The organism is Arthrobacter sp. TE12231, assembly GCF_054062895.1.
The window spans coordinates 1,306,340-1,325,457 of record NZ_JBSSFS010000001.1 but is presented as its reverse complement, the minus strand read 5'-3'; the positions used below and the strand labels follow the sequence as shown (position 1 = coordinate 1,325,457).

13 protein-coding genes and 1 tRNA gene are annotated in these 19,118 nt (G+C 66.8%); 3 read left to right on the top strand and 11 right to left on the bottom strand.

Annotated elements, in window-relative coordinates; translation table 11 throughout:
* Nucleotides 1-123 precede the first annotated feature (123 nt).
* The 11 genes from ACVWYS_RS06010 to ACVWYS_RS05960 all read right to left on the bottom strand — a co-directional run bounded on the left by ACVWYS_RS06010 (nt 124) and on the right by ACVWYS_RS05960 (nt 16,395).
* Nucleotides 124-1,236, bottom strand: a complete 1,113-nt coding sequence (locus ACVWYS_RS06010) for a branched-chain amino acid aminotransferase (protein ID WP_344365414.1) — start codon at nt 1,234-1,236, stop codon at nt 124-126.
* A 143-nt stretch (nt 1,237-1,379) separates the two neighbouring features.
* Nucleotides 1,380-2,432, bottom strand: coding sequence for a 3-isopropylmalate dehydrogenase (locus ACVWYS_RS06005; protein WP_344365412.1), 1,053 nt, complete (start codon nt 2,430-2,432; stop codon nt 1,380-1,382).
* Nucleotides 2,433-2,614: 182 nt separating this feature from the next.
* Entirely contained in the window at nt 2,615-4,174 is a 1,560-nt protein-coding gene (metG, locus tag ACVWYS_RS06000; protein ID WP_456508679.1) for a methionine--tRNA ligase, read from the bottom strand.
* Nucleotides 4,175-4,183: 9 nt separating this feature from the next.
* Entirely contained in the window at nt 4,184-4,951 is a 768-nt protein-coding gene (locus tag ACVWYS_RS05995; protein WP_371129565.1) for an ABC transporter ATP-binding protein, read from the bottom strand.
* Nucleotides 4,948-7,734 carry an ABC transporter permease gene (locus ACVWYS_RS05990; RefSeq protein WP_456508678.1) on the bottom strand — a complete coding sequence of 929 codons (2,787 nt, stop codon included), beginning with the start codon at nt 7,732-7,734 and terminating at the stop codon, nt 4,948-4,950. Before ACVWYS_RS05990 ends, ACVWYS_RS05995 begins: the two co-directional genes overlap by 4 nt.
* A 205-nt stretch (nt 7,735-7,939) precedes the next feature.
* Nucleotides 7,940-9,535 (bottom strand): phosphoglycerate dehydrogenase, encoded by a 1,596-nt coding sequence (serA, locus tag ACVWYS_RS05985; RefSeq protein WP_456508677.1) that lies wholly within the window; start codon nt 9,533-9,535, stop codon nt 7,940-7,942.
* A gap of 153 nt (nt 9,536-9,688) precedes the next feature.
* On the bottom strand, nt 9,689-10,714 hold the full coding sequence (gene ilvC / locus ACVWYS_RS05980; RefSeq protein ID WP_091253334.1) for a ketol-acid reductoisomerase: 1,026 nt from the start codon (nt 10,712-10,714) through the stop codon (nt 9,689-9,691).
* Between the two features lie 97 nt (nt 10,715-10,811).
* Nucleotides 10,812-11,324 (bottom strand): acetolactate synthase small subunit, encoded by a 513-nt coding sequence (gene ilvN / locus ACVWYS_RS05975; RefSeq protein ID WP_018773531.1) that lies wholly within the window; start codon nt 11,322-11,324, stop codon nt 10,812-10,814.
* Between the two features lie 2 nt (nt 11,325-11,326).
* Nucleotides 11,327-13,225, bottom strand: a complete 1,899-nt coding sequence (locus ACVWYS_RS05970) for an acetolactate synthase large subunit (RefSeq protein ID WP_091253335.1) — start codon at nt 13,223-13,225, stop codon at nt 11,327-11,329.
* Nucleotides 13,226-13,605: 380 nt separating this feature from the next.
* A complete protein-coding gene (gene ilvD / locus ACVWYS_RS05965) occupies nt 13,606-15,327 on the bottom strand; it encodes a dihydroxy-acid dehydratase (protein WP_116766546.1) in 1,722 nt (573 codons plus the stop codon).
* Nucleotides 15,328-15,426: 99 nt separating this feature from the next.
* Nucleotides 15,427-16,395, bottom strand: coding sequence for a LysR family transcriptional regulator (locus ACVWYS_RS05960; protein WP_116766545.1), 969 nt, complete (start codon nt 16,393-16,395; stop codon nt 15,427-15,429).
* A 200-nt stretch (nt 16,396-16,595) separates the two neighbouring features.
* On the opposite strand from ACVWYS_RS05960, the gene ACVWYS_RS05955 reads away from it, so the two are divergent.
* From ACVWYS_RS05955 to ACVWYS_RS05945, 3 genes are all read left to right on the top strand, one after another.
* Nucleotides 16,596-17,666: a sunset domain-containing protein gene (locus tag ACVWYS_RS05955; protein ID WP_456508676.1), complete on the top strand. Its 1,071-nt coding sequence runs from the start codon at nt 16,596-16,598 to the stop codon at nt 17,664-17,666.
* Nucleotides 17,667-17,695: 29 nt separating this feature from the next.
* A complete protein-coding gene (locus ACVWYS_RS05950) occupies nt 17,696-18,793 on the top strand; it encodes a PQQ-dependent sugar dehydrogenase (RefSeq protein ID WP_456508675.1) in 1,098 nt (365 codons plus the stop codon).
* Between the two features lie 115 nt (nt 18,794-18,908).
* Nucleotides 18,909-18,984 (top strand) — tRNA-Lys (locus ACVWYS_RS05945).
* The last annotated feature ends 134 nt before the right edge of the window (nt 18,985-19,118 follow it).

Genomic DNA, 19,118 nt, shown 5'->3' with positions numbered 1-19,118 from the left:
ACGCCGTACTTCAGCGCATTTTTCACCAAAATCTCAGACGCCGACGGCGGCCCCCACCGAAAGGTGCGGGCCGCCGTCGAGAGTCACAATGTTTGTCCTACATGCTGCGCCTGGATTTTGTACCTAGGCGAGGCGGGTCAGCCAGCCGTGAGTGTCCTCCACGGTGCCGGTCTGGATGCCGAGCAGCTGGGCGCGGATGGCCATGGTGGTCTCTCCCGCCTTTGCGTCTTCGGAGCCGATGAACTCGGTGGCATCCTTGAGCACGCCGATGGGGGTGATGACGGCGGCGGTGCCGCAGGCGAAGACCTCGGCGATCTCGCCGGAGGCAACCCCGTCGCGCCACTCATCCAGGGTGATCTTGCGTTCGGTGACTTCGCGGCCCATGTCCCGGGCCACCTGGATCACGGAGGACCGCGTCACGCCCTCCAGGATGGTGCCGGACAGCGCGGGGGTGACGAGCGAGCCGTCCTTCATGACGAAGAAGACGTTCATGCCGCCGAGTTCCTCGACCGCGTTGTCATTGAACTGGTCCAGGAAGAGGACCTGCTTGCAGCCGTGGGCCTCGGCTTCCTGCTGGGCGATCAGCGAGGCGGCGTAGTTGCCGCCGCACTTGGCGGCGCCCGTTCCGCCGCGGCCGGCGCGGGCGTATTCACGCGAGATCCAGATGGAGACGGGTTTGAGCTCGCCGCCGAAGTAGTTGCCGGCCGGGGAGGCGATCACGCGGAAGGAGACCTCGCGCGCTGCCCGGACGCCCAGGAAGGCCTCCGTGGCGATCATGAACGGCCGCAGGTACAGGGCCTCGCCGTCGCCGGACGGGACCCAGTCCTTGTCCGCCGCGACGAGTTCGCGGATGGCGCCGAGGAAGTACTCCTCCGGCAGCTCCGGGAGCGCCAGGCGCCGGGCGGACTTGTTCAGGCGGGCGGCGTTGGCCTCGGGGCGGAACGTCCAGATCGAGCCGTCAGCGTGCCGGTAGGCCTTGAGTCCCTCGAAGATCTCCTGGCCGTAGTGCAGCACCGCGGCGGAGGGGTCCAGGGAAATGGGACCGTAGGGCTCAATTCGCGCGTCATGCCAGCCGCCGTTGCCCTCGGCGTCGACGCTGTAGTCGACAACCGCGGTGTGGTCGGTGAAATAGTCGCCAAATCCCGGGTTCGCCAGGATGGCTGCACGCTCTTCAGCAGACTTCGGGTTCTCCGACAGGTGCTGGGTGAATTCGACGCCATGGGCAGTCTGAGTCATGGTTCCTCCACGATCGGCTGCCTGGTGTGGGAACGTGGTTCACCGTCGGACCACGGCAGCATTTTGGTGATTCGAAACTAGCTTACGCCCGTTGGCAGTACCGGTTCTGCGCTGCCTGCAGTGCAGCGAGTGCGGCCGGGGGGCTACAGCGCCGCCGCGATGGCGTCGCCCACCTCGCTGGTGGTGCGGACGGCGCCGTCGCGGGCCTCGACGTCGGCGGTGACGGCCGCCTCGATCTTCCGGGCGGCGCCAGCGAACCCAAGGTGGTCGAGAAGGAGCGCGGCGGAGAGGATCGCGGCGGTGGGGTCGGCTTTCTGCTGGCCGGCGATGTCCGGGGCGGAGCCGTGGACCGGTTCGAACATCGACGGGGCGGTGCGGTCCATGTTGATGTTGCCGGAGGCTGCCAGGCCGATCCCGCCGGTCACGGCTGCCGCGAGGTCGGTGATGATGTCTCCGAACAGGTTGTCGGTGACGATCACGTCGAAGCGGGCCGGATCGGTGACCATGAAGATCGTGGCGGCGTCGACATGGAGATAGTCGTGGGTGACCTCGGGGAACTCCTGGGCCACGGCCTCGACCGTGCGCTTCCAGAGCTGGCCGGCGAAGACCAGGACGTTGTGCTTGTGCACCAGGGTGAGCTTCTTGCGGGGACGGTCGTTGGCCCGGCGGAAGGCGTCGCGGACCACGCGCTCCACGCCGTGGGCGGTGTTCAGCGAGACCTCGGTGGCGACCTCGTGCGGCGTGCCGGCGCGCAGCGTGCCGCCGTTGCCCACGTAGGGGCCTTCGGTGCCTTCGCGGACCACGATGAAGTCGATCTCGCCGGGGTTGGCGAGCGGGCTGCCGACGCCGGCGTAGAGGCGGGAAGGCCGCAGGTTGACGAAGTGGTCCAGGCTGAAACGCAGCTTCAGCAGGAGCTCGCGCTCGATGATGCCGGAGGGGATCCGGGTGTCGCCGGGGGCTGCGCCGACGGCGCCGAACAGGATGGCGTCGCGGGTGCGGAGGTCCTCGAGGGTGGCTGCGGGCAGGGTCTCCCCCGTCTCCAGCCAGTGCTCCGCGCCCAGCTTGTAGTGGGTCTGCCGGAGCACGATCCCCTCGGCGGCCGCGGCCTTCTCGAGAACCTTCAGGGCTTCGGCGGTGACCTCGGGGCCGATGCCGTCGCCCGGGATGACTGCCAGATCAATCGTGGATGCGCTCATAATTTCAGGGTAGCCAAGGGATCCACATTCTGGTCAAGTCGTCTCACTATTCAAACACCCCCGCCGACGCACCCTCACGTCCTGCAGGAAGAAGCGAAACGCTCCCGCTCCTCCACGGCGGAGGTGCGGGAGCGTCACCCGAAACGCCGCAAGTCTGCGGGAGCGTCCGGAGGTGTGCAGGCTCAGGCGTCGGCGGGTTCCTCGTACTTCGGGAACACCGGGGCCGGAGCGGGCAGCTGGGTGCCGGCGGCGATCGGCGTGCCGAGGGCCGCGAACTGGCGCACCTCGCCCTCGGGCTGGCCGAGCGTGTCCAGGATGGCCGCCGTCGCCGTCGGCATGACCGGCTGGGCCAGGATGGACACGATCCGCAGCACCTCAAGCGTCACGTACAGGACCGTGTTCATGCGCTCGACGTCGGTCTTGCGCAGCACCCACGGGGCCTGTTCGGCGAAGTAGGCGTTCGTGTCGCCCAGGACAGCCCAGATGGCTTCCAGCGCGCGGCTGAACTCCTGCTTCTCGAACGCGGCCCGGACGGTGTCCAGCAGGGCGTTGGCCTGGTCCAGCAGCGCGGTGTCGTCGGCGGAGAAGCCGCCCGGCGCCGGCACGCGGCCCTCGCAGTTCTTGGCCACCATGGACAGCGACCGCTGGGCCAGGTTGCCGAAGTTGTTGGCCAGGTCCGAGTTCATCCGTCCCACGATGGCCTCGTGGTTGTAGTTGCCGTCCGCCCCGAACGGTACCTCGCGCAGGAAGAAGAACCGCACCTGGTCCAGCCCGTACTGCGCGACGAAGTCCGCCGGCGCCACCACGTTGCCGAGGGACTTGGACATCTTGACGCCGTTGTTGTGCAGGAAGCCGTGGATCATGATGCGCTTGGGCAGCTCCAGCCCGGCGCTCATGAGGAAGGCCGGCCAGTAGATGGCGTGGAACCGGGAAATGTCCTTGCCGATCACGTGGACATCGGCCGGCCAGTACTTCTTGAAGGATTCCGATTCGGTGTCGGGGTAGCCGACGCCGGTGAGGTAGTTGGTGAGGGCGTCGACCCACACGTACATGACGTGGGTGTCGTTGCCGGGCACCGGAACGCCCCAGTCGAACGTCGTGCGGCTGATGGACAGGTCCTCCAGGCCGCGCTTGACGAAGCTGATGACCTCGTTGAACCGTGACTGCGGGGCGCCGAATTCCGGGTGCGCCTCGTAGAGCGCCAGCAGCTTGTCCTGGTAGGCCGAGAGCCGGAAGAAGTAGCTCTCCTCGGCCGTCCACGTCACAGCGGTATCGGTTTCGCGGGAGTAGCGGAGTCCGTCATCTTTGAGAACGGTCTCGTCCTCGCCGTAGTAGGCCTCGTCGCGGACCGAGTACCAGCCTTCGTACTTGGACAGGTAGATGTCCCCGTTGGCTTCCATCTTCTTCCAGATGGCCTGCGATGCCGCGTAGTGGTCGGCGTCGGTGGTGCGGATGAAGCGGTCGTAGGAGATCCCCAGGGCGGCGTGGGCCGCCTTGTAGATCTCGGCGTTCCGGTCCACCAGCTCCTTGGGCGTGACGCCTTCCTTCTCGGCGGCCTGGGCGATCTTCATGCCGTGCTCGTCCGTTCCGGTCAGGAAGAAGACGTCGAACCCGTCCAGTCGCTTGAAGCGGGCCATCGCATCGGTGGCGATGTACTCGTACGCGTGGCCGATATGCGGCACCCCGTTGGGGTACGTGATGGCCGTGGTGATGTAGAACGGGGTTTTTTCAGAAGAAGTCACGGTCTAAATCTAGATCAGTTCGGTCAGGGTATCGCTCTGGCGGACCAGTTCGTGGTCATGTGAAGCCACCAGCACGGCAATGCCGTCGGACGTCGTGTCCTTGAGGATGCTGATGATGCGGTTAGCCGCGGCACGGTCCAGGCTGGCCGTCGGCTCGTCGACCACCAGGACCCGGGTGCCGAGGATGAGGGCGCGGGCGATCGCCACGCGCTGGCGCTCACCGCCGGAGAGCTGCGCCGGGCGGTGGCGCATGCGCCGGCCCAGGCCCACGAGGTCCAGGAGGTCCTTGGCCATGTCACGGCGCTTCTCCACCTCGCCATCCGGCACGGCCGGCAGCAGGACGTTTTCGAGTGCGCTCATCCCGTCGATCAGGGCGCCGCCCTGGTCGACATAGCCGATCAGGGCCCGGCGGCGGTCGGCGATCTCGTCGTCGCCCATGGTCTCGAGCGAGTCGCCTTCCCAGAACACCCGGCCCGACGTCGGCAGGGTCAGGCCCGCGCCGACGGTCAGGATGCTGGTCTTGCCGGAGCCGGAGCGGCCGGCGACGCAGTGCATCTCGCCGGCGTGCAGCGTCATGTTGAAGTCGTCCACGACGTTGACGGGCTCGGCACCGCCCTTGCCGCCGCCGTAGTGGATGGTGATGTTGCTCAGTTCCAGCGGGGTGGCGTGGTCCGTGGCCTTCACGATCGTGTTGGCGCGGGTCTTGTGCGCACCGCGACGGGTGCTGGCGGTCATCCGGTCGTGTGCCTCCCGGTCGAGGTTCAGCTCGTTAGTCATTGGACCACTTTCGTTGCAATCGGAATCCAGCAAAGTACAGCCACGAGGCCGGCGAGAGCGGCCCACAGTGCGGCATAGGGGGCGAGGAGGAGGCCGATGCCGAGGGCGCCCACAATACCCAGCGGCAACGCGACGGTTCCCACCATGGCATTTTCGAAGAAACGGACCTGGCCCAGCATGTCCGGGTTCCAGCCCATGGCCCGCAGAGTGCCGAGGTACTGGCGCTTGGCCTGCAGTTCGAACCGCCCGGTGACCATGGTCAGGACCAGGCCGACGGCCACGCCGGACAAGGCCAGGATGATGCTTGGGAGCGCGATGCTGGCCGCGGCCAGCCCGCCCAGCGCACTGGCGCCGGCGGCCCGGGGAATGTCGATCAGCAGGGCGACCAGTCCGCCTACGGCGGCGGCGAAAACACCGACGGCAACAGCCAGCGCGATGGTGTTGAACTTGTTGGTGCTCAGCTGCCGGTTGGCGAAGGTCAGCGGGGAATCAATCGCCATGAGCCGCTCATCGTGCTGCGGTTCCTGGTCCACTTCCTCGCGGTGGCGCAGCTGCTGCGCGGCGAAGAAGGCTGCGCCCACGTACAACGCCAGGACCGAGGCCGAGACGATCGCGGTGGCCGCAGTCCAGGTGATCAGGCTGAGGGCGATCCCGACGACGGCCAGCAGGCCCGCGCCGACGCCGAATTCGGCCAGCACCCAGGAACGGATCCTGCGCTGCGTCCAGCCCATGGCACGCAGGGTACCGGCCTCGCTGCGCCGTTTGCGGACGTAGCTGACGGTGGAGGCACCCGTTAGCAGGGCGGCACCGCACAGGGTCAGGAACAGCAGGGTCAGGTTCGTGGTGGTCAGGGAGCCGGAGACGGCGTCCGCGGCGTTCTGGCGGACCCACGACTGCTGTACGGTGCCCAGCGGCGATTCCTTGCCGGCGTCGTCCTTGGAGTAGCCGGGAACGGCGATGCTGGCGTCTTCGCGGGCGGAACCGGCCACGACGGTGGCTTCCAGGCCCATGTCGCGGATCTCGTTGGCGAGCTTCTCGATGTCGGGCTGCGCCTGCTTCCAGCTGCCGGGGACCTTGGCCCGGACGCGGACGGCGTCGATCACGTTGGCGTTAGTGTCGTATCCGCGGGCGGCGGCGAGGCCGTAGTAGTCGGTGATGGCGCCAGCGGACTGGCTGACCAGGCCTGTGGCGCTCAGGGACGGCTTGAGTTCGGTGCTGGTCTGGTTGCCGGCCGCGTCCTTCGTCAGGGTGAACGGCGCGGGGTCGTAGCCGCCCAGGGGCAGCCGGTTGACGTCGCCGGCAGCTTCCTTGACCGCCGAAGGGTCGAACGTGCCGTAGACCATGGCCAGCGGAGTGGCGAGCTTCTTGCCGGTCTCGAGGTTGTCCCGGTAGGAGCGCTCGTCGACGGGATCGCGCTGGGTCTGGTCGACGGCGGCGCCGTTGGCGGCCTTGTCCGGGAGCCGGTTCACGGTGACCCAGTCGCCGGGCGTGGCGCTCTTGTTCGCCGCGCCGTTGGCGGCGGTTTCACCGTCTTTGTACTTGGGGGCCGCGGCGAAGTTGGTGGTCCAGGTGGCCGGGTCGTAGAGGCCCTGGCTGAAGGCTGCGGTGTCGCCCATGAGCTGGGTGAGGTCCTTGGACCCGGGCCAGGCGAGGGCGAACGGGGACTTGGAGACGAACGGGAGGTAGTCCTTGTCCAGCGAGCGGGTCACGGTGCCGACGTCCTTGGTGACGTTGCCGGAGTCGTCGATTTCCTCGATCTTGACCGAGTACTTCAGGTCCAGGGCGGTGCCGGTGCGCACGATCAGCGGAATCGCCTGCGAATCGGCGGTGAGCTGGCCGTCGCGCTTGGCCTGCTGGTACTGGGTCATCAGCGGGGCCCAGTACTTGAGCTTGACGCCGAGGAAGTCGGGGCCTTCCTTGAGCTCGTCCATGCTGATGCCGTTGGTGAAGAGGCTCTCGAAGTGGCGGCCGATCGCGCCGGCGTTGCGGGCATCCGCGGGCGGGGCCTTCTCCAGCGGAGCCAGGAAGTCACCGGCCGTGCCGAGCAGGGCGCGTTCGGAGACGGGGTCGACGGCGACCACGGACTCGGTCACCTGCGGCGCCATGGGCAGGGAGACGGAGAGGTTGAAGAGGTTGTGCTCGGAGCCGCCGGCGGGGGTGGGGAATTTGATCCCGGTTTCGCCGGCCGGGCCCTGAATGCGGACGTTCTTGCCGCCGGCCACCTGCTCTTCGACCAGCTTGGCCTTGCCGAGGGTTCCTTCGGCCGTGGTCTTGAAGAGGGTCTGGTCGGAGTGGCCGTCGGAGCTGACGGCGCTGGCGGTGAGGCGGTATTTCTTCGGGGTGTCGCTCAGGACAGATTCCGCGGCCGGCCATTTGCTCGGGTCCGTGGCGGTCGGGTCGCCGGCCGTGCCGGCGAGGCCCGCGTTGAAGCCGAGGTAGTCGGTGGCGTCCAGCCGGGGCGCCTCGAGGTTCTGGGTGACGCGGGAGACCAGGCTGATGGGCGCGGCCACCGACGTGCCGGAGAGCTTCCGGATCGCGTCCAGCTGGTCGAAGCTGATGCCGCCCTGCCCGGTGGCGATGTCCGGCTGCATCAGGCCGCCGTTGTCACCGGCCTTGGCCTGGACCAGGACGTCGTAGAGCCCCCGGGAGTTTTGGTCCACGGTCCTGCTCAGCGCCGCCTGGGACTGACCCTGGACGAGGACTGACAGGCACATGGCCACGATCAAAATGGACGCGGTCAGCAGAAGCACTCTGCTTCTGATGAACCTCTGGACGGCGTTCATTGGGCTCCTGAAAGCTGGATTGCGTGCGCACGCCGCAGTTCATTTCCTGCGGAATTGAAGGCGTCCCGTGCCGGGCGTGCAAAAGTAAAGGCCGGTCTGCCGGCCAAGACCCGAAATTCGGTCCTAGCCATTGTACGCAGACCGGCCGCCCGCTCACGGACGCCGGCGGCTCTCAAGCCGCCGCCGGCGCCCTGCGGGGAGGATTTCAGTCCTCGAGGTCGACCTCGCGGACCATGTCAGCGCCGATCCCGGCCTTGATCGCGTCAAGGACCTGCTGGGGAACGGAGCTGTCGATGGTCAGAAGGGCGAGCACCTGGCCGCCTTCTGCCTGGCGTGCCACCTGCATGCCGGCGATGTTGATGTTGTTCATGCCCAGGATGTGGCCGATCGTGCCGATCACGCCGGGGCGGTCCGAGTAGGCCACCACCACGAGGTGCTCGCTGATCGGGATCTCCACCTCGTAGCCGTTGACGCCCACGAGCTTCTGGATCTGCTTCGGGCCGGTGAGGGTTCCCGCGACGGAGATCTGGCTGCCGTCGCTGAGGGCACCGCGCAGGGTCAGCACGTTGCGGTAGGACTCGGTGTCCGGCGTCGTGATGAGCCGGACGTTGATGCCGCGCTGTTCGGCGATCACCGGGGCGTTGACGTAGGAGACCTGCTCGGTCACGACGTCGGCGAAAATCCCCTTGAGGGCCGCGAGTTCCAGGACCTTGACGTCGAGGGAGGAGATCTCGCCGGCCACCTCGATGTCGAACTGCGTGAGGGAGGCGTGGGTCAGCGCGGTGAAGATCCGGCCGAGCTTTTCGATCAGCGGGATGCCCGGGCGGACGTCTTCGGCGATGACGCCGCCGGCGACGTTGACGGCGTCCGGGACCAGTTCGCCGGCCAGCGCGAGGCGCACGGACTTGGCGACGGAGACGCCGGCCTTCTCCTGGGCTTCGTCGGTGGAGGCGCCCAGGTGCGGGGTCACCACGACGTTGTCGAGCTTGAAGAAGGGCAGGTCGGTGCTGGGCTCCTTGTTGAAGACGTCGACGCCGGCACCGGCGATGTCGCCGGCCTGGAGCGCGGTGTAGAGGGCTTCCTCGTCCACCAGGCCGCCGCGGGCGACGTTGATGACGTAGGCCGTGCTCTTCATCTTCTTGAAGGCGTCGGCGCCGAGCATGCCGACGGTCTCCGGAGTCTTGGGCATGTGGATGGTGATGAAGTCCGACTGCGCGAGGAGCTCATCGAGGGTCACCAGCTGGACGCCGAGCTGGGCGGCCCGGGCGGAGGTGATGTAGGGGTCGTACGCGAGGATCTTGGTGTCGAAGCCCTTGAGGCGGGCGGCCACCAGGGCGCCGATCCGGCCGAGGCCGATGATGCCGATCTTCTTTTCGAAGAGTTCGATGCCGGTGTACTTGGAGCGTTTCCACTCCCCGTCCTTGAGCGCGGAGCTGGCCTGCGGAATGTGGCGGGCGAGGCTCAGGATGTGCCCGACCGTCAGTTCGGCGGCGGAGACGATGTTGGAGGTCGGCGCGTTGACCACCATGACGCCGGCCTGCGTGGCGGCCTTGATGTCCACGTTGTCCAGGCCCACGCCGGCACGGGCGATCACCTTGAGGTTCTTGGCGGCGGCGATGGCTTCGGCGTCCACTTGGGTGGCGGAGCGGACCAGGATCGCGTCGACGTCGGCGATCGCGGAGAGCAGCTGGGAACGGTCGGAGCCGTCAGTCTGGCGGATTTCAAAGTCCGGGCCGAGGGCCTCGACTGTGGCGGGTGAAAGTTCCTCAGCGAGGAGTACGACAGGTTTGGTGCTAGTCACCGGTGACCTCTTTAGCTCTCTTGTGTATCTGGTGGGGATTTTGGTGAATCAGGTGGTGCTGGTGAGACGGGTGGTGCTGGACAGCAGGGAAGCCGGACCCCCCGGAAAAAGGTGTCCGGCTCCCCTGCCGGGCAATATTTAGCGGGCCGCGGTCTAGCGGGCTGCGGAACCTTCGACGTAGTCCGCGTCCTGCTGCTGCCAGGCGAACAGGGACCGCAGTTCGCGGCCCACGGCCTCGATCGGGTGCTGCTCGGCCTTGGCACGCAGCGCCTTGAACTCGGGAGCGCCGGCGTCCTGGTCGTCGATGAAGCGCTTGGCGAAGGCGCCGTCCTGGATGTCCTTCAGGACTGCCTTCATGTTCTCCTTCACCTCGGGGGTGATGACGCGCGGGCCGGAGACGTAGTCGCCGTACTCTGCGGTGTCCGAGACGCTCCAACGCTGCTTGGCGATGCCGCCTTCCCACATGAGGTCAACGATGAGCTTGAGCTCGTGAAGCACCTCGAAGTAAGCGATCTGTGGCTGGTAGCCGGCCTCAGTCAGGGTCTCGAAGCCGTACTGGACCAACTGGGACACGCCGCCGCAGAGCACAGCCTGCTCGCCGAAGAGGTCCGTTTCGGTCTCTTCGGTGAAGGTGGTCTTGATGACGCCGGCGCGGGTGCCGCCAATGGCCTTGGCGTAGGACTTGGCCAGCTCCCAGGCGGAACCGGTGGCGTCCTGCTCAACGGCGATGATGTCCGGGATGCCGCGGCCGGCTTCGAACTCGCGGCGCACGGTGTGGCCGGGAGCCTTCGGGGCGATCAGGATGACGTCAACGCCCTCCGGTGCCTTGATGTAGCCGAAGCGGATGTTGAAGCCGTGGGCGAAGGCGAGGGCCTTGCCCGGGGTCAGCTTGTCCTTGATGGAGTCGTTGTAGATCGAGCGCTGGTACTGGTCCGGCGCCAGGATCATGATGACGTCGGCCCATTCGGCAGCGTCTGCGACGTTCTTGACCGTGAAGCCTGCGTCCTCGGCCTTGGCGATGGACTTCGAGCCTTCCTTGAGCGCGATGGCAACCTCGACGCCGGAATCGCGCAGGTTCAGCGCGTGGGCGTGGCCCTGGGAGCCGTAGCCGACAATGGCAACCTTGCGACCCTGGATGATCGACAGGTCTGCGTCGTCGTCGTAGAACATTTCAGTCACTTGCGTAACTCCTCTTGAGTGGTTTTTCGATGTTGTCTGTGGTGCTGCGGTTTGGGACGCAACGCTCGGCCAGGCAGTTGCCTGCGCCGTTACTTGCTTATGCGCTGCGTAAGGCCCTGTCACTCATGGAGCGGGATCCCCGCCCAACGGCCAAGGTGCCGGACTGCACGATTTCGCGGATGCCGAAGGGCTCAAGCACTGACAGGAGTGCCGTGAGCTTCTCGGGGTGGCCCGTTGCTTCAATGACCACCGACTCTGTGGAGACGTCGACCACTGAAGCGCGGAACAGGTCTGCAGCCTGGGTGACCTGCAGGCGTGTTGCGGCATCCGCACGTACCTTGACCAGGATGTGGTCGCGCTGTACGGAAGATTCTGAGGTGAGCTCGACGATCTTGATCACGTTGACCAGCTTGTTCAGCTGCTTAGTGACCTGTTCGATCAGCTCGCCGTCGGCGTCGACCACGACGGTCATCCGGGACATGCCCGGGACCTCGGTGGGGCCGACGGCCAGGGAATTGATGTTGAAGGCCCGGCGGGCGAAGAGGCTGGCGACGCGGGTCAGCACACCGGGCTTGTCTTCGACCAGAACGGACAATGTGTGGCGGGTCATGTTCAGTCCTCCTCTTCCCATTCCGGGGTCATGTTGCGGGCAACCTGGATCTGGTCGTTGCTGACCCCCGAGGGGACCATCGGCCACACCATCGAGTTGGGGCTCACGACGAAGTCGATGACCACGGGGCGGTCATTGATCTCCAGGGCCTTCTGGATGGTGGCGTCGATGTCCTCGTCGCGTTCGCAGCGGAAGGCAGCGCAGCCGTAGGCGTCCGCCAGCTTGACGAAGTCCGGAATGCGGATCGTGTCATGGCCGGTGTTGAGGTCGGTGTTGGAGTAGCGGCCCTCGTAGAAGAGGGTCTGCCACTGCCGGACCATGCCCAGCGAGGAGTTGTTGATGATGGCAACCTTGATCGGGATCTTGTTGATCGCGCAGGTGGCCAGTTCCTGGTTGGTCATCTGGAAGCAGCCGTCGCCGTCGATCGCCCAGACCACGCGGTCGGGTTCACCCACCTTGGCGCCCATGGCCGCCGGTACGGCGTAGCCCATGGTGCCGGCGCCGCCGGAGTTCAGCCAGGCGTGCGGGCGTTCGTACTTAATGAACTGCGAGGCCCACATCTGGTGCTGTCCGACGCCGGCGACGTACACACCCTCGGGTCCGGTCAGGGCACCGATGCGTTCGATCACGCGTTGCGGGGCGCTGAGGCCGTCCTCGGGTTCGGTCCAGCCAAGCGGGTAGGTTTCCTTGAGGTTGTTCAGGAATGCCCACCAGTTGGTCAGATCCGGGGTGCCGAAGGCTTCGAACTGCGTGCGCAGGGCCTCGCTCAGTTCCGGAATGATCTCCTTGACCGAGCCAACGATCGGGACGTCGGCCGTGCGGTTCTTGGAGATCTCCGCCGGATCGATGTCGGCGTGGATGACCTTGGCGTTCGGGGCGAAGGACTTCAGGACGCCGGTCACCCGGTCATCGAACCGTGCGCCGAGCGTGATGAGGAGGTCGGACTGCTGCAGGGCGGTCACGGCGGAAACGGTGCCGTGCATGCCCGGCATGCCAACGTGCTGCGGGTGCGAATCCGGGAACACGCCGCGGGCCATCAGGGTGGTCACGACGGGTGCGCCGGTCAGCTCGGCCAGTTCGCGCAGCTCGGCCGAGGCGTGGGCCTTGACCACACCGCCGCCGACATAGAGCACGGGCTTACTGGCGGCGGTGATGAGCCGGGCGGCCTCGCGGACCTGCTTGCTGTGGCCGCGCAGCACCGGCCGGTAGCCCGGCAGATCGATCTTGGGCGGCCAGGAGAACGTCATCTGGCCCTGCTGGGCGTCCTTGGCGACATCGACGAGGACGGGACCCGGGCGTCCGGTGGAGGCCAGGTGGAAGGCCTCGGCCATGACGTGCGGGATGTCGTTGGGGTCGGTGACCAGGAAGGAGTGCTTCGTGATCGGCATGGTGATCCCGACGATGTCCGCTTCCTGGAATGCGTCCGTGCCGATCACCCCGCTGGACACCTGGCCGGTGATGGCCACCATCGGCACGGAGTCCATGTGGGCATCCATGATGGCGGTGACGAGGTTGGTGGCGCCCGGGCCAGAGGTGGCGATGCAGACGCCAACCCGTCCGGTGACCATGGCGTAGCCTTGCGCGGCGTGGCCGGCTCCCTGTTCGTGACGGACCAGAACGTGGTTCATTTTGGAGGCCATCAAGGGGTCATAGGTGGGCAGGATCGCGCCACCGGGCAAACCGAAAATGTCCTGGACGCCGAGTTCTTCGAGCGAGCGGACAATTGCTTGCGAACCGGTCATAACGGTCGGGGGTACGACGTTGTTCGGTCCGAGGACAGGAGAGACGGCAGCAGTGTCGACGCCGGCGTCAGCCGGACGTTCGACGCGATCCGGAGCCTTGTGGGCTCCAGCGGACTTTGTGGCCATCAGCGAGGGGCTGATCGGCGATCCTTTGCTCATCGGACTCTTCCTTTGTGGATCTTCGGTGATCGTGGAACTTCTTGGGTCTTGCGTGGTGCTGGTGCTGCGGGAAATAAAAAAACCCCTCAGCCGAGTGGCTCTTCGAGGGGTTGCGCGTGACGGTTCGTTACCAGTCGGGCTAGTCAGCCACGCGCTTGGTAAGTACGACGACGGATGCACCGGCGGTAACGATCTCGATCATGCGTTCAGTTTTCCCTCTGAGTGAGACAAGTGTCAACGAGCCGGGCACCTGTCTCACTATTTGGACAACGCTGTCCACTGGATGAACGCCACCCCAACTAGCTCGCAGTTATTGGCCGTTATGCCCGCTCATAACGGCCACAAGTGCGAGCTAGTTGGGTTTAGCTGTTCAGCGTGCGCTACCCGCAGTACGCGCCGGTGGAGGCGCTGTGGACTAGCTTGGCGTACTTCGCGAGAACGCCCTTGGTGAACTTGGCCGGCAGGGGTTCCCAGCCGACCTTGCGGGACTCGAGCTCGGCCTCGTCGACCAGGAGGTCGAACGTGCGGGCCGCGATGTCCACCCGGATCCGGTCGCCGTCCTTGACGAACGCGATCGGGCCGCCGTCGACGGCTTCCGGTGCGACGTGGCCGATGCACAGGCCCGTGGTGCCGCCGGAGAAGCGACCGTCGGTGAGTAGCAGGACGTCCTTGCCCAGGCCCGCGCCCTTGATGGCGCCGGTGATGGCGAGCATCTCGCGCATGCCGGGGCCGCCCTTGGGGCCTTCGTAGCGGATGACGACGACGTCGCCCTTGTGAATCTCGCCCTTGTCCAGCGCGTCCAGGGCGCCCTGTTCGCGTTCGAACACGCGGGCGGTGCCTTCGAAGACGTCCGCGTCGAAGCCGGCGCTCTTGACGACGGCACCCTCGGGGGCCATCGAGCCGTGCAGGATGGTGATGCCGCCGGTCTTGTGGATCGGGTTGTCCATGGCGCGGAGCACTTTGCCGTCCGGGTCCGGCGGGTTGATCGCGGCGAGGTTTTCCGCGACGGTCTTGCCGGTGACGGTGAGGCAGTCACCGTGCAGCAGGCCGGCGTCGAGCAGGGCCCTCATGATGACCGGCACGCCGCCGATCTTGTCGACGTCGGTCATCACGTAACGGCCGAACGGCTTGAGGTCGCCCAGGTGCGGGATCTTGTCGCCGATCCGGTTGAAGTCGTCCAGGGTCAGCTCGACCTCGGCTTCGCGGGCGATGGCGAGCAGGTGCAGCACGGCGTTGGTGGACCCGCCGAAGGCCATGGTGACGGCGATCGCGTTCTCGAAGGCCTTCTTGGTCATGATGTCCCTGGCGGTGATGCCCAGGCGCAGGAGGTTGACCACGGCTTCGCCGGACTTGTGCGCGAAGGCGTCGCGGCGGCGGTCCGCGGAGGGCGGCGCGGCCGAGCCGGGCAGGGACATGCCCAGGGCCTCACCGATGCACGCCATGGTGTTCGCGGTGTACATGCCGCCGCAGGCGCCTTCGCCCGGGCAGATGGCCTTTTCGATGCGGTCCAGGTCCTCGCGGCTCATCTTCCCGGCGGCGCAGGCACCGACAGCCTCGAACGCGTCGATCAGGGTGACTTCCTTCTCGGAGCCGTCCTCGAGCTTGACCCAGCCGGGCATGATCGAGCCGGCGTAGAGGAACACGGCTGCGAGGTCCAGGCGGGCCGCGGCCATCAGCATGCCGGGCAGGGACTTGTCGCACCCGGCCAGCAGGACGGAGCCGTCGATCCGCTCGGCCTGCATGACGGTCTCGACGGAGTCGGCAATGACTTCGCGGGAGACGAGGGAGAAGTGCATGCCCTCATGCCCCATGGAGATGCCGTCAGAGACGGAAATGGTGCCGAACTGCATCGGGAACCCGCCGCCGGCGTGGACGCCTTCCTTGGCGCCCTGGGCGAGCCGGTTCAACGAAAGGTTGCAGGGAGTGATCTCGTTCCACGAACTCGCCACACCGATCTGGGGCTTGGCGAAATCGTCATCGCCCATGCCGACCGCCCGGAACATACCGCGCGCGGGCGCGGCGTGGATTCCATCGGTAACGACCCGGCTGCGGGGCTTGATGTCCGGCTTGGTGTCTGCTGCTGTTTGGGTGTCCTGACTCATGGCTCAAAGTCTAGGGGTCCGCCCCGGACCCCAACGACCCCATGAGGGAGCGTTAAGCGGAAAACCGGGAATATTTCGATCAAATAGTGGACTCTCATCTCACATGATGAAATCCGCGGCCGCTTGGCCGCGGATTCGGTGAGCCGCGTCACGCTGTTGCGGAGCTTCGGCGACAGCTTGGGCCTCGGCCTTCAGCATCGCCAGGACCTGCTGGATGGTGGTCCTGGCCGCGACGTCGGGACGGGCGAGGGCAACAATGCTGCGGTTGGCCTTTACGCCTTCGAGCGGGCGCAGCACGAATCCGCGGTCCTGGTTGCTGACAGCCGTGTACCGCGGCAGCAGGCTCAGCCCGTGGCCGGCGCTGACAAGGGCTTCGAGCACACGCAGATCGGGGAACTGCTGGGCGCGGACGGCCTGCGAGCCGGCCCGCAGCTCAATCTGGCGCAGCACGGTATCGAAGGGAAAGCCCTCGGGAACGCCCATCCAGGGGAAGCCGACGACGTCCTCGGCGCACAGCGTGGCCTTGGCGGCCAGCGCGTGCCCCGCGGGCAGGGCCACGTCCAGGGGTTCCTCCAGCAACGGCACCACGGCCAGGCCCTGACCGCCGAAGACTTCGGGACCGTCGACGCTGTGGGCCAGGACGATGTCGTAGTCCGCGGTCAGCCCGGCGAACCCGGCAACGCCGGGATCCTCGAAGTGCGCTTCGAAGCGGAGGCCCTCGATGGCCTTGACCCGGTGCAGGAGGCCCGGGAGGAACATCTCCGCGGCGCTGGGAAAAAAGGCTGCCACAACCCGCGTCTGCCAGCCCCGCCGGTAGGTGTCGATGGTTGCCTCGGCCCGTGCCATGGCGGTGGACACCTCGGCAGCAGCGCCGGCCATGGCCAGGCCAGCCTCGGTGAGCCGCACTCCCCTGCCGGACTTTTCCACCAGGACCACACCCAGTTCTTCCTGCAGGGTTTTGAGCTGTTGAGACACAGCCGACGGCGTCACGTTCATGGCCTCGGCGGTGGCGCCTACCGTGCCGCGGTCGGCGAGTTCGCGCAGAATCCGCAGTCGCTTGAAATCCATGAGGCGAGGCTACACGGCGGGCCCGGGTCGTTTTCGGTTTCCGGCCAGCTCGCGGGGCCGCCCGTGCCCTCCCGGCAGGCGGCCGTGTCGGCCCCGGGAAGGGTGGACAGCCGGCTTGGCCCGGACGTACCGTCAAGCATCGGCAACCGTGCCTCATGGACTGAATCTCATGGACTGAATATGGACTGAAAGGCTCTGCTATGGACTGGATTGTCTGGCTCGTCGTCATCATCGTGGTGGTCGCTGTGGTCTGGGCCGTGCTCAACCGCAATAAGAGCCGCACAGGCACAGGGTCCACCTCCGCCGGAACCACCAGCACCGGCGGCTCATCCGGCACGTCGGCCGGTTCGACGGCGGCGGGTGCCGGACCGGCGGGCGGTGCGATGGCGGCGCCAGCGCCAGAAGCGATGCAAACACCTGAGGCGCCCTCGGCGGCGATGCCGCCGGCCGAGATGGCTGCACCGGAGAACCCTGCGCCGCAGGCCACTGCAGAGAAGATGACCCCCGCTCCCGAACCGGCAGCGCCCCCGACGATCGAACCGGCCGCGGGCGCAGCCACGGCAGGCGCGCCGGAAGCCGCCGGCGTTGCGGACAGCACCGAGTGGGAGACCCAGTGGTCCGAGACCGCCGCACCGGCCGATGCGCATGCGGCCACGACCCACCACGAACCGGCCCACGCTGCGCACGTTCCAGGAGTTGCCGCCGAAACTCCGACAGCCGCCGAACCGGCGGCTGCTGCCGGGCCTCCGGTGCACCATCCCGAATACACCGAGCCCCACTCGCCGACACTGCCCGGAGCTGAGACGGCAGCCGCGGAGGCGGCCGACAATGAAGGCGCCAACGTCAGCGCCGGCAGCACTGCCCCTGGTGTTGCGAATGCCACCGGCGCCGCCGCCGCAGCGATGCCCGCCGCAGCGATGCCCGAGGCGCCCGGCCCCGCGACAGGAGCAGCACCAGCGGCAGCGCCCCTTGCCGACATGGAGACCACGCAGATGGCCGCCTCGTCCGCGGCAACGGAGGCTTCCGCAAGCCACACGACCGAGCCCACGGGCCACCTCGCTACTGACCAGCCCTACGGCGAGGGATCGGCGGCCCCGGCGGCCGACGGCAGCGGACCGGAAAGCTTCACCGTCAAGGGCAACGCATCGTCGATGACCTACTACGAAGACTCCAGCCCGGCCTACGAAGAAGCCCGGGCAGAAGTATGGTTCGTCTCCGCAGCACACGCCGAAGCCGCCGGATTCCGGCCGCCCCGCCGGACGCGCCAGTAGCAGCCGGCCCGGTTCCTACAACTTTCGCCTTGCTGCTCCGCCATGTCGTGGTCAGGGCAACAGCCCTCGCCGTTGCCCTGTTTGTCTCAAGCGCCTGCACCGGCGGCGGTGCCTCCTCTCCCACGCCCCCGCAATGGGGCGGCCCTGCCACGGGCGCGCCGGGGACGGCGGGTGAGCCCACGGTGGCGGAGCGGATTGACGGCCTGCAGTTGCCGTGGTCCACGGTCTACCTGCCGGACGGCACCGCCGTCGTCTCCGAACGCGACACCGCCCTGCTACGGACCATCAACGGCGGACAACTGGGCACCCTCGGCAAGGTGCCCGGCGTCGTACCCGGCGGCGAAGGCGGCCTCCTAGGCCTTGCCTTGTCCCCTGACTTCGCGACGGACCACTACCTTTACGCATATTTCACCGCGGCCCAAGACAACAGAATCGTCCGCATGCGGCTCGAGGACCGCGGCGGGCGGTGGGAACTGGGCGCCCCGGAGACTGTTTTCACGGGGATTCCTAAAGCTGGCACGCACAATGGCGGACGGATCCGTTTCGGTCCCGACGGCTTTCTGTATGTGGGAACCGGCGATTCGCAGCGCCCGGAGCAGCCGCAGGACAGCAGGGCCCTCGGCGGGAAGATCCTCCGACTCACCGCCGATGGCCGGCCGGCGCCCGGAAACCCTTTCGGCGAGAACCCGGTCTACAGCCTGGGCCACCGGAACGTGCAAGGACTCGCCTGGGACAGCGCCGGCAGGCTGTGGGCCAGCGAATTCGGCCCCGATGTCAACGACGAGCTCAACCTGATCGTGCCCGGCGGCAACTACGGCTGGCCGGACGTGACGGGCGCACCGCACCGCACCGGCTTCCTGGACGCCAAAGTCGTGTGGCCGTCGACGGCGGATTCCTCGCCCAGCGGGCTCGAAATTGTCGGCAACACCGCCTACCTGGGCGCCCTGCGCGGGCAAAGGCTGTGGGCCGTTCCCCTCAAGGGCGAATTCGCCGGCGATCCTGTGAGCTATTTCACAGGAAAGTACGGTCGGATCCGGAACGTTTCACTCGCCCCCGACGGCCGCCTGTGGCTCCTCAGCAACGGCGAAAACCCTGATTTTGCGCTGATTTTGAACCTTCACGCCTAGCTCGATTCCTCCCCCGCGCCTCGATTTCACACCGCGGCCAAACTCGTGTAGAGTTTCATGTCGTTGCGGAGAACAACGGGGAAAGAAAAAGCCCCGATGAACAAGAACAACAGATGCACCTCTAGCTCAACTGGCAGAGCAATTGACTCTTAATCAATGGGTTCCGGGTTCGAGTCCCGGGGGGTGCACCACCAAGAAACCCCGTCTTCGCAGGCTTAGCGGCCTGCAGGGCGGGGTTTCTTTTTGCCGTAATCCCTCCGAGGCGATATTTTGTCATTCCTCCGGACATGGGGGACGCTCCAGAGGAACAACTGGCAGAGACGAA

Excerpts from the sequence above, each read along its gene's own strand:
- ilvD (WP_116766546.1), bottom strand. The coding sequence starts at position 15,327 with ATGAGTCAGGACACCCAAACAGCAGCAGACACCAAGCCGGACATCAAG.
- ACVWYS_RS05995 (WP_371129565.1), bottom strand. The coding sequence starts at position 4,951 with ATGACTAACGAGCTGAACCTCGACCGGGAGGCACACGACCGGATGACC.
- ACVWYS_RS05990 (WP_456508678.1), bottom strand. The coding sequence starts at position 7,734 with ATGAACGCCGTCCAGAGGTTCATCAGAAGCAGAGTGCTTCTGCTGACC.
- ACVWYS_RS05955 (WP_456508676.1), top strand. The coding sequence starts at position 16,596 with ATGGACTGGATTGTCTGGCTCGTCGTCATCATCGTGGTGGTCGCTGTG.
- ACVWYS_RS06010 (WP_344365414.1), bottom strand. The coding sequence starts at position 1,236 with ATGACTCAGACTGCCCATGGCGTCGAATTCACCCAGCACCTGTCGGAG.
- ACVWYS_RS05960 (WP_116766545.1), bottom strand. The coding sequence starts at position 16,395 with ATGGATTTCAAGCGACTGCGGATTCTGCGCGAACTCGCCGACCGCGGC.
- ACVWYS_RS06005 (WP_344365412.1), bottom strand. The coding sequence starts at position 2,432 with ATGAGCGCATCCACGATTGATCTGGCAGTCATCCCGGGCGACGGCATC.
- ACVWYS_RS05970 (WP_091253335.1), bottom strand. The coding sequence starts at position 13,225 with ATGAGCAAAGGATCGCCGATCAGCCCCTCGCTGATGGCCACAAAGTCC.
- ilvN (WP_018773531.1), bottom strand. The coding sequence starts at position 11,324 with ATGACCCGCCACACATTGTCCGTTCTGGTCGAAGACAAGCCCGGTGTG.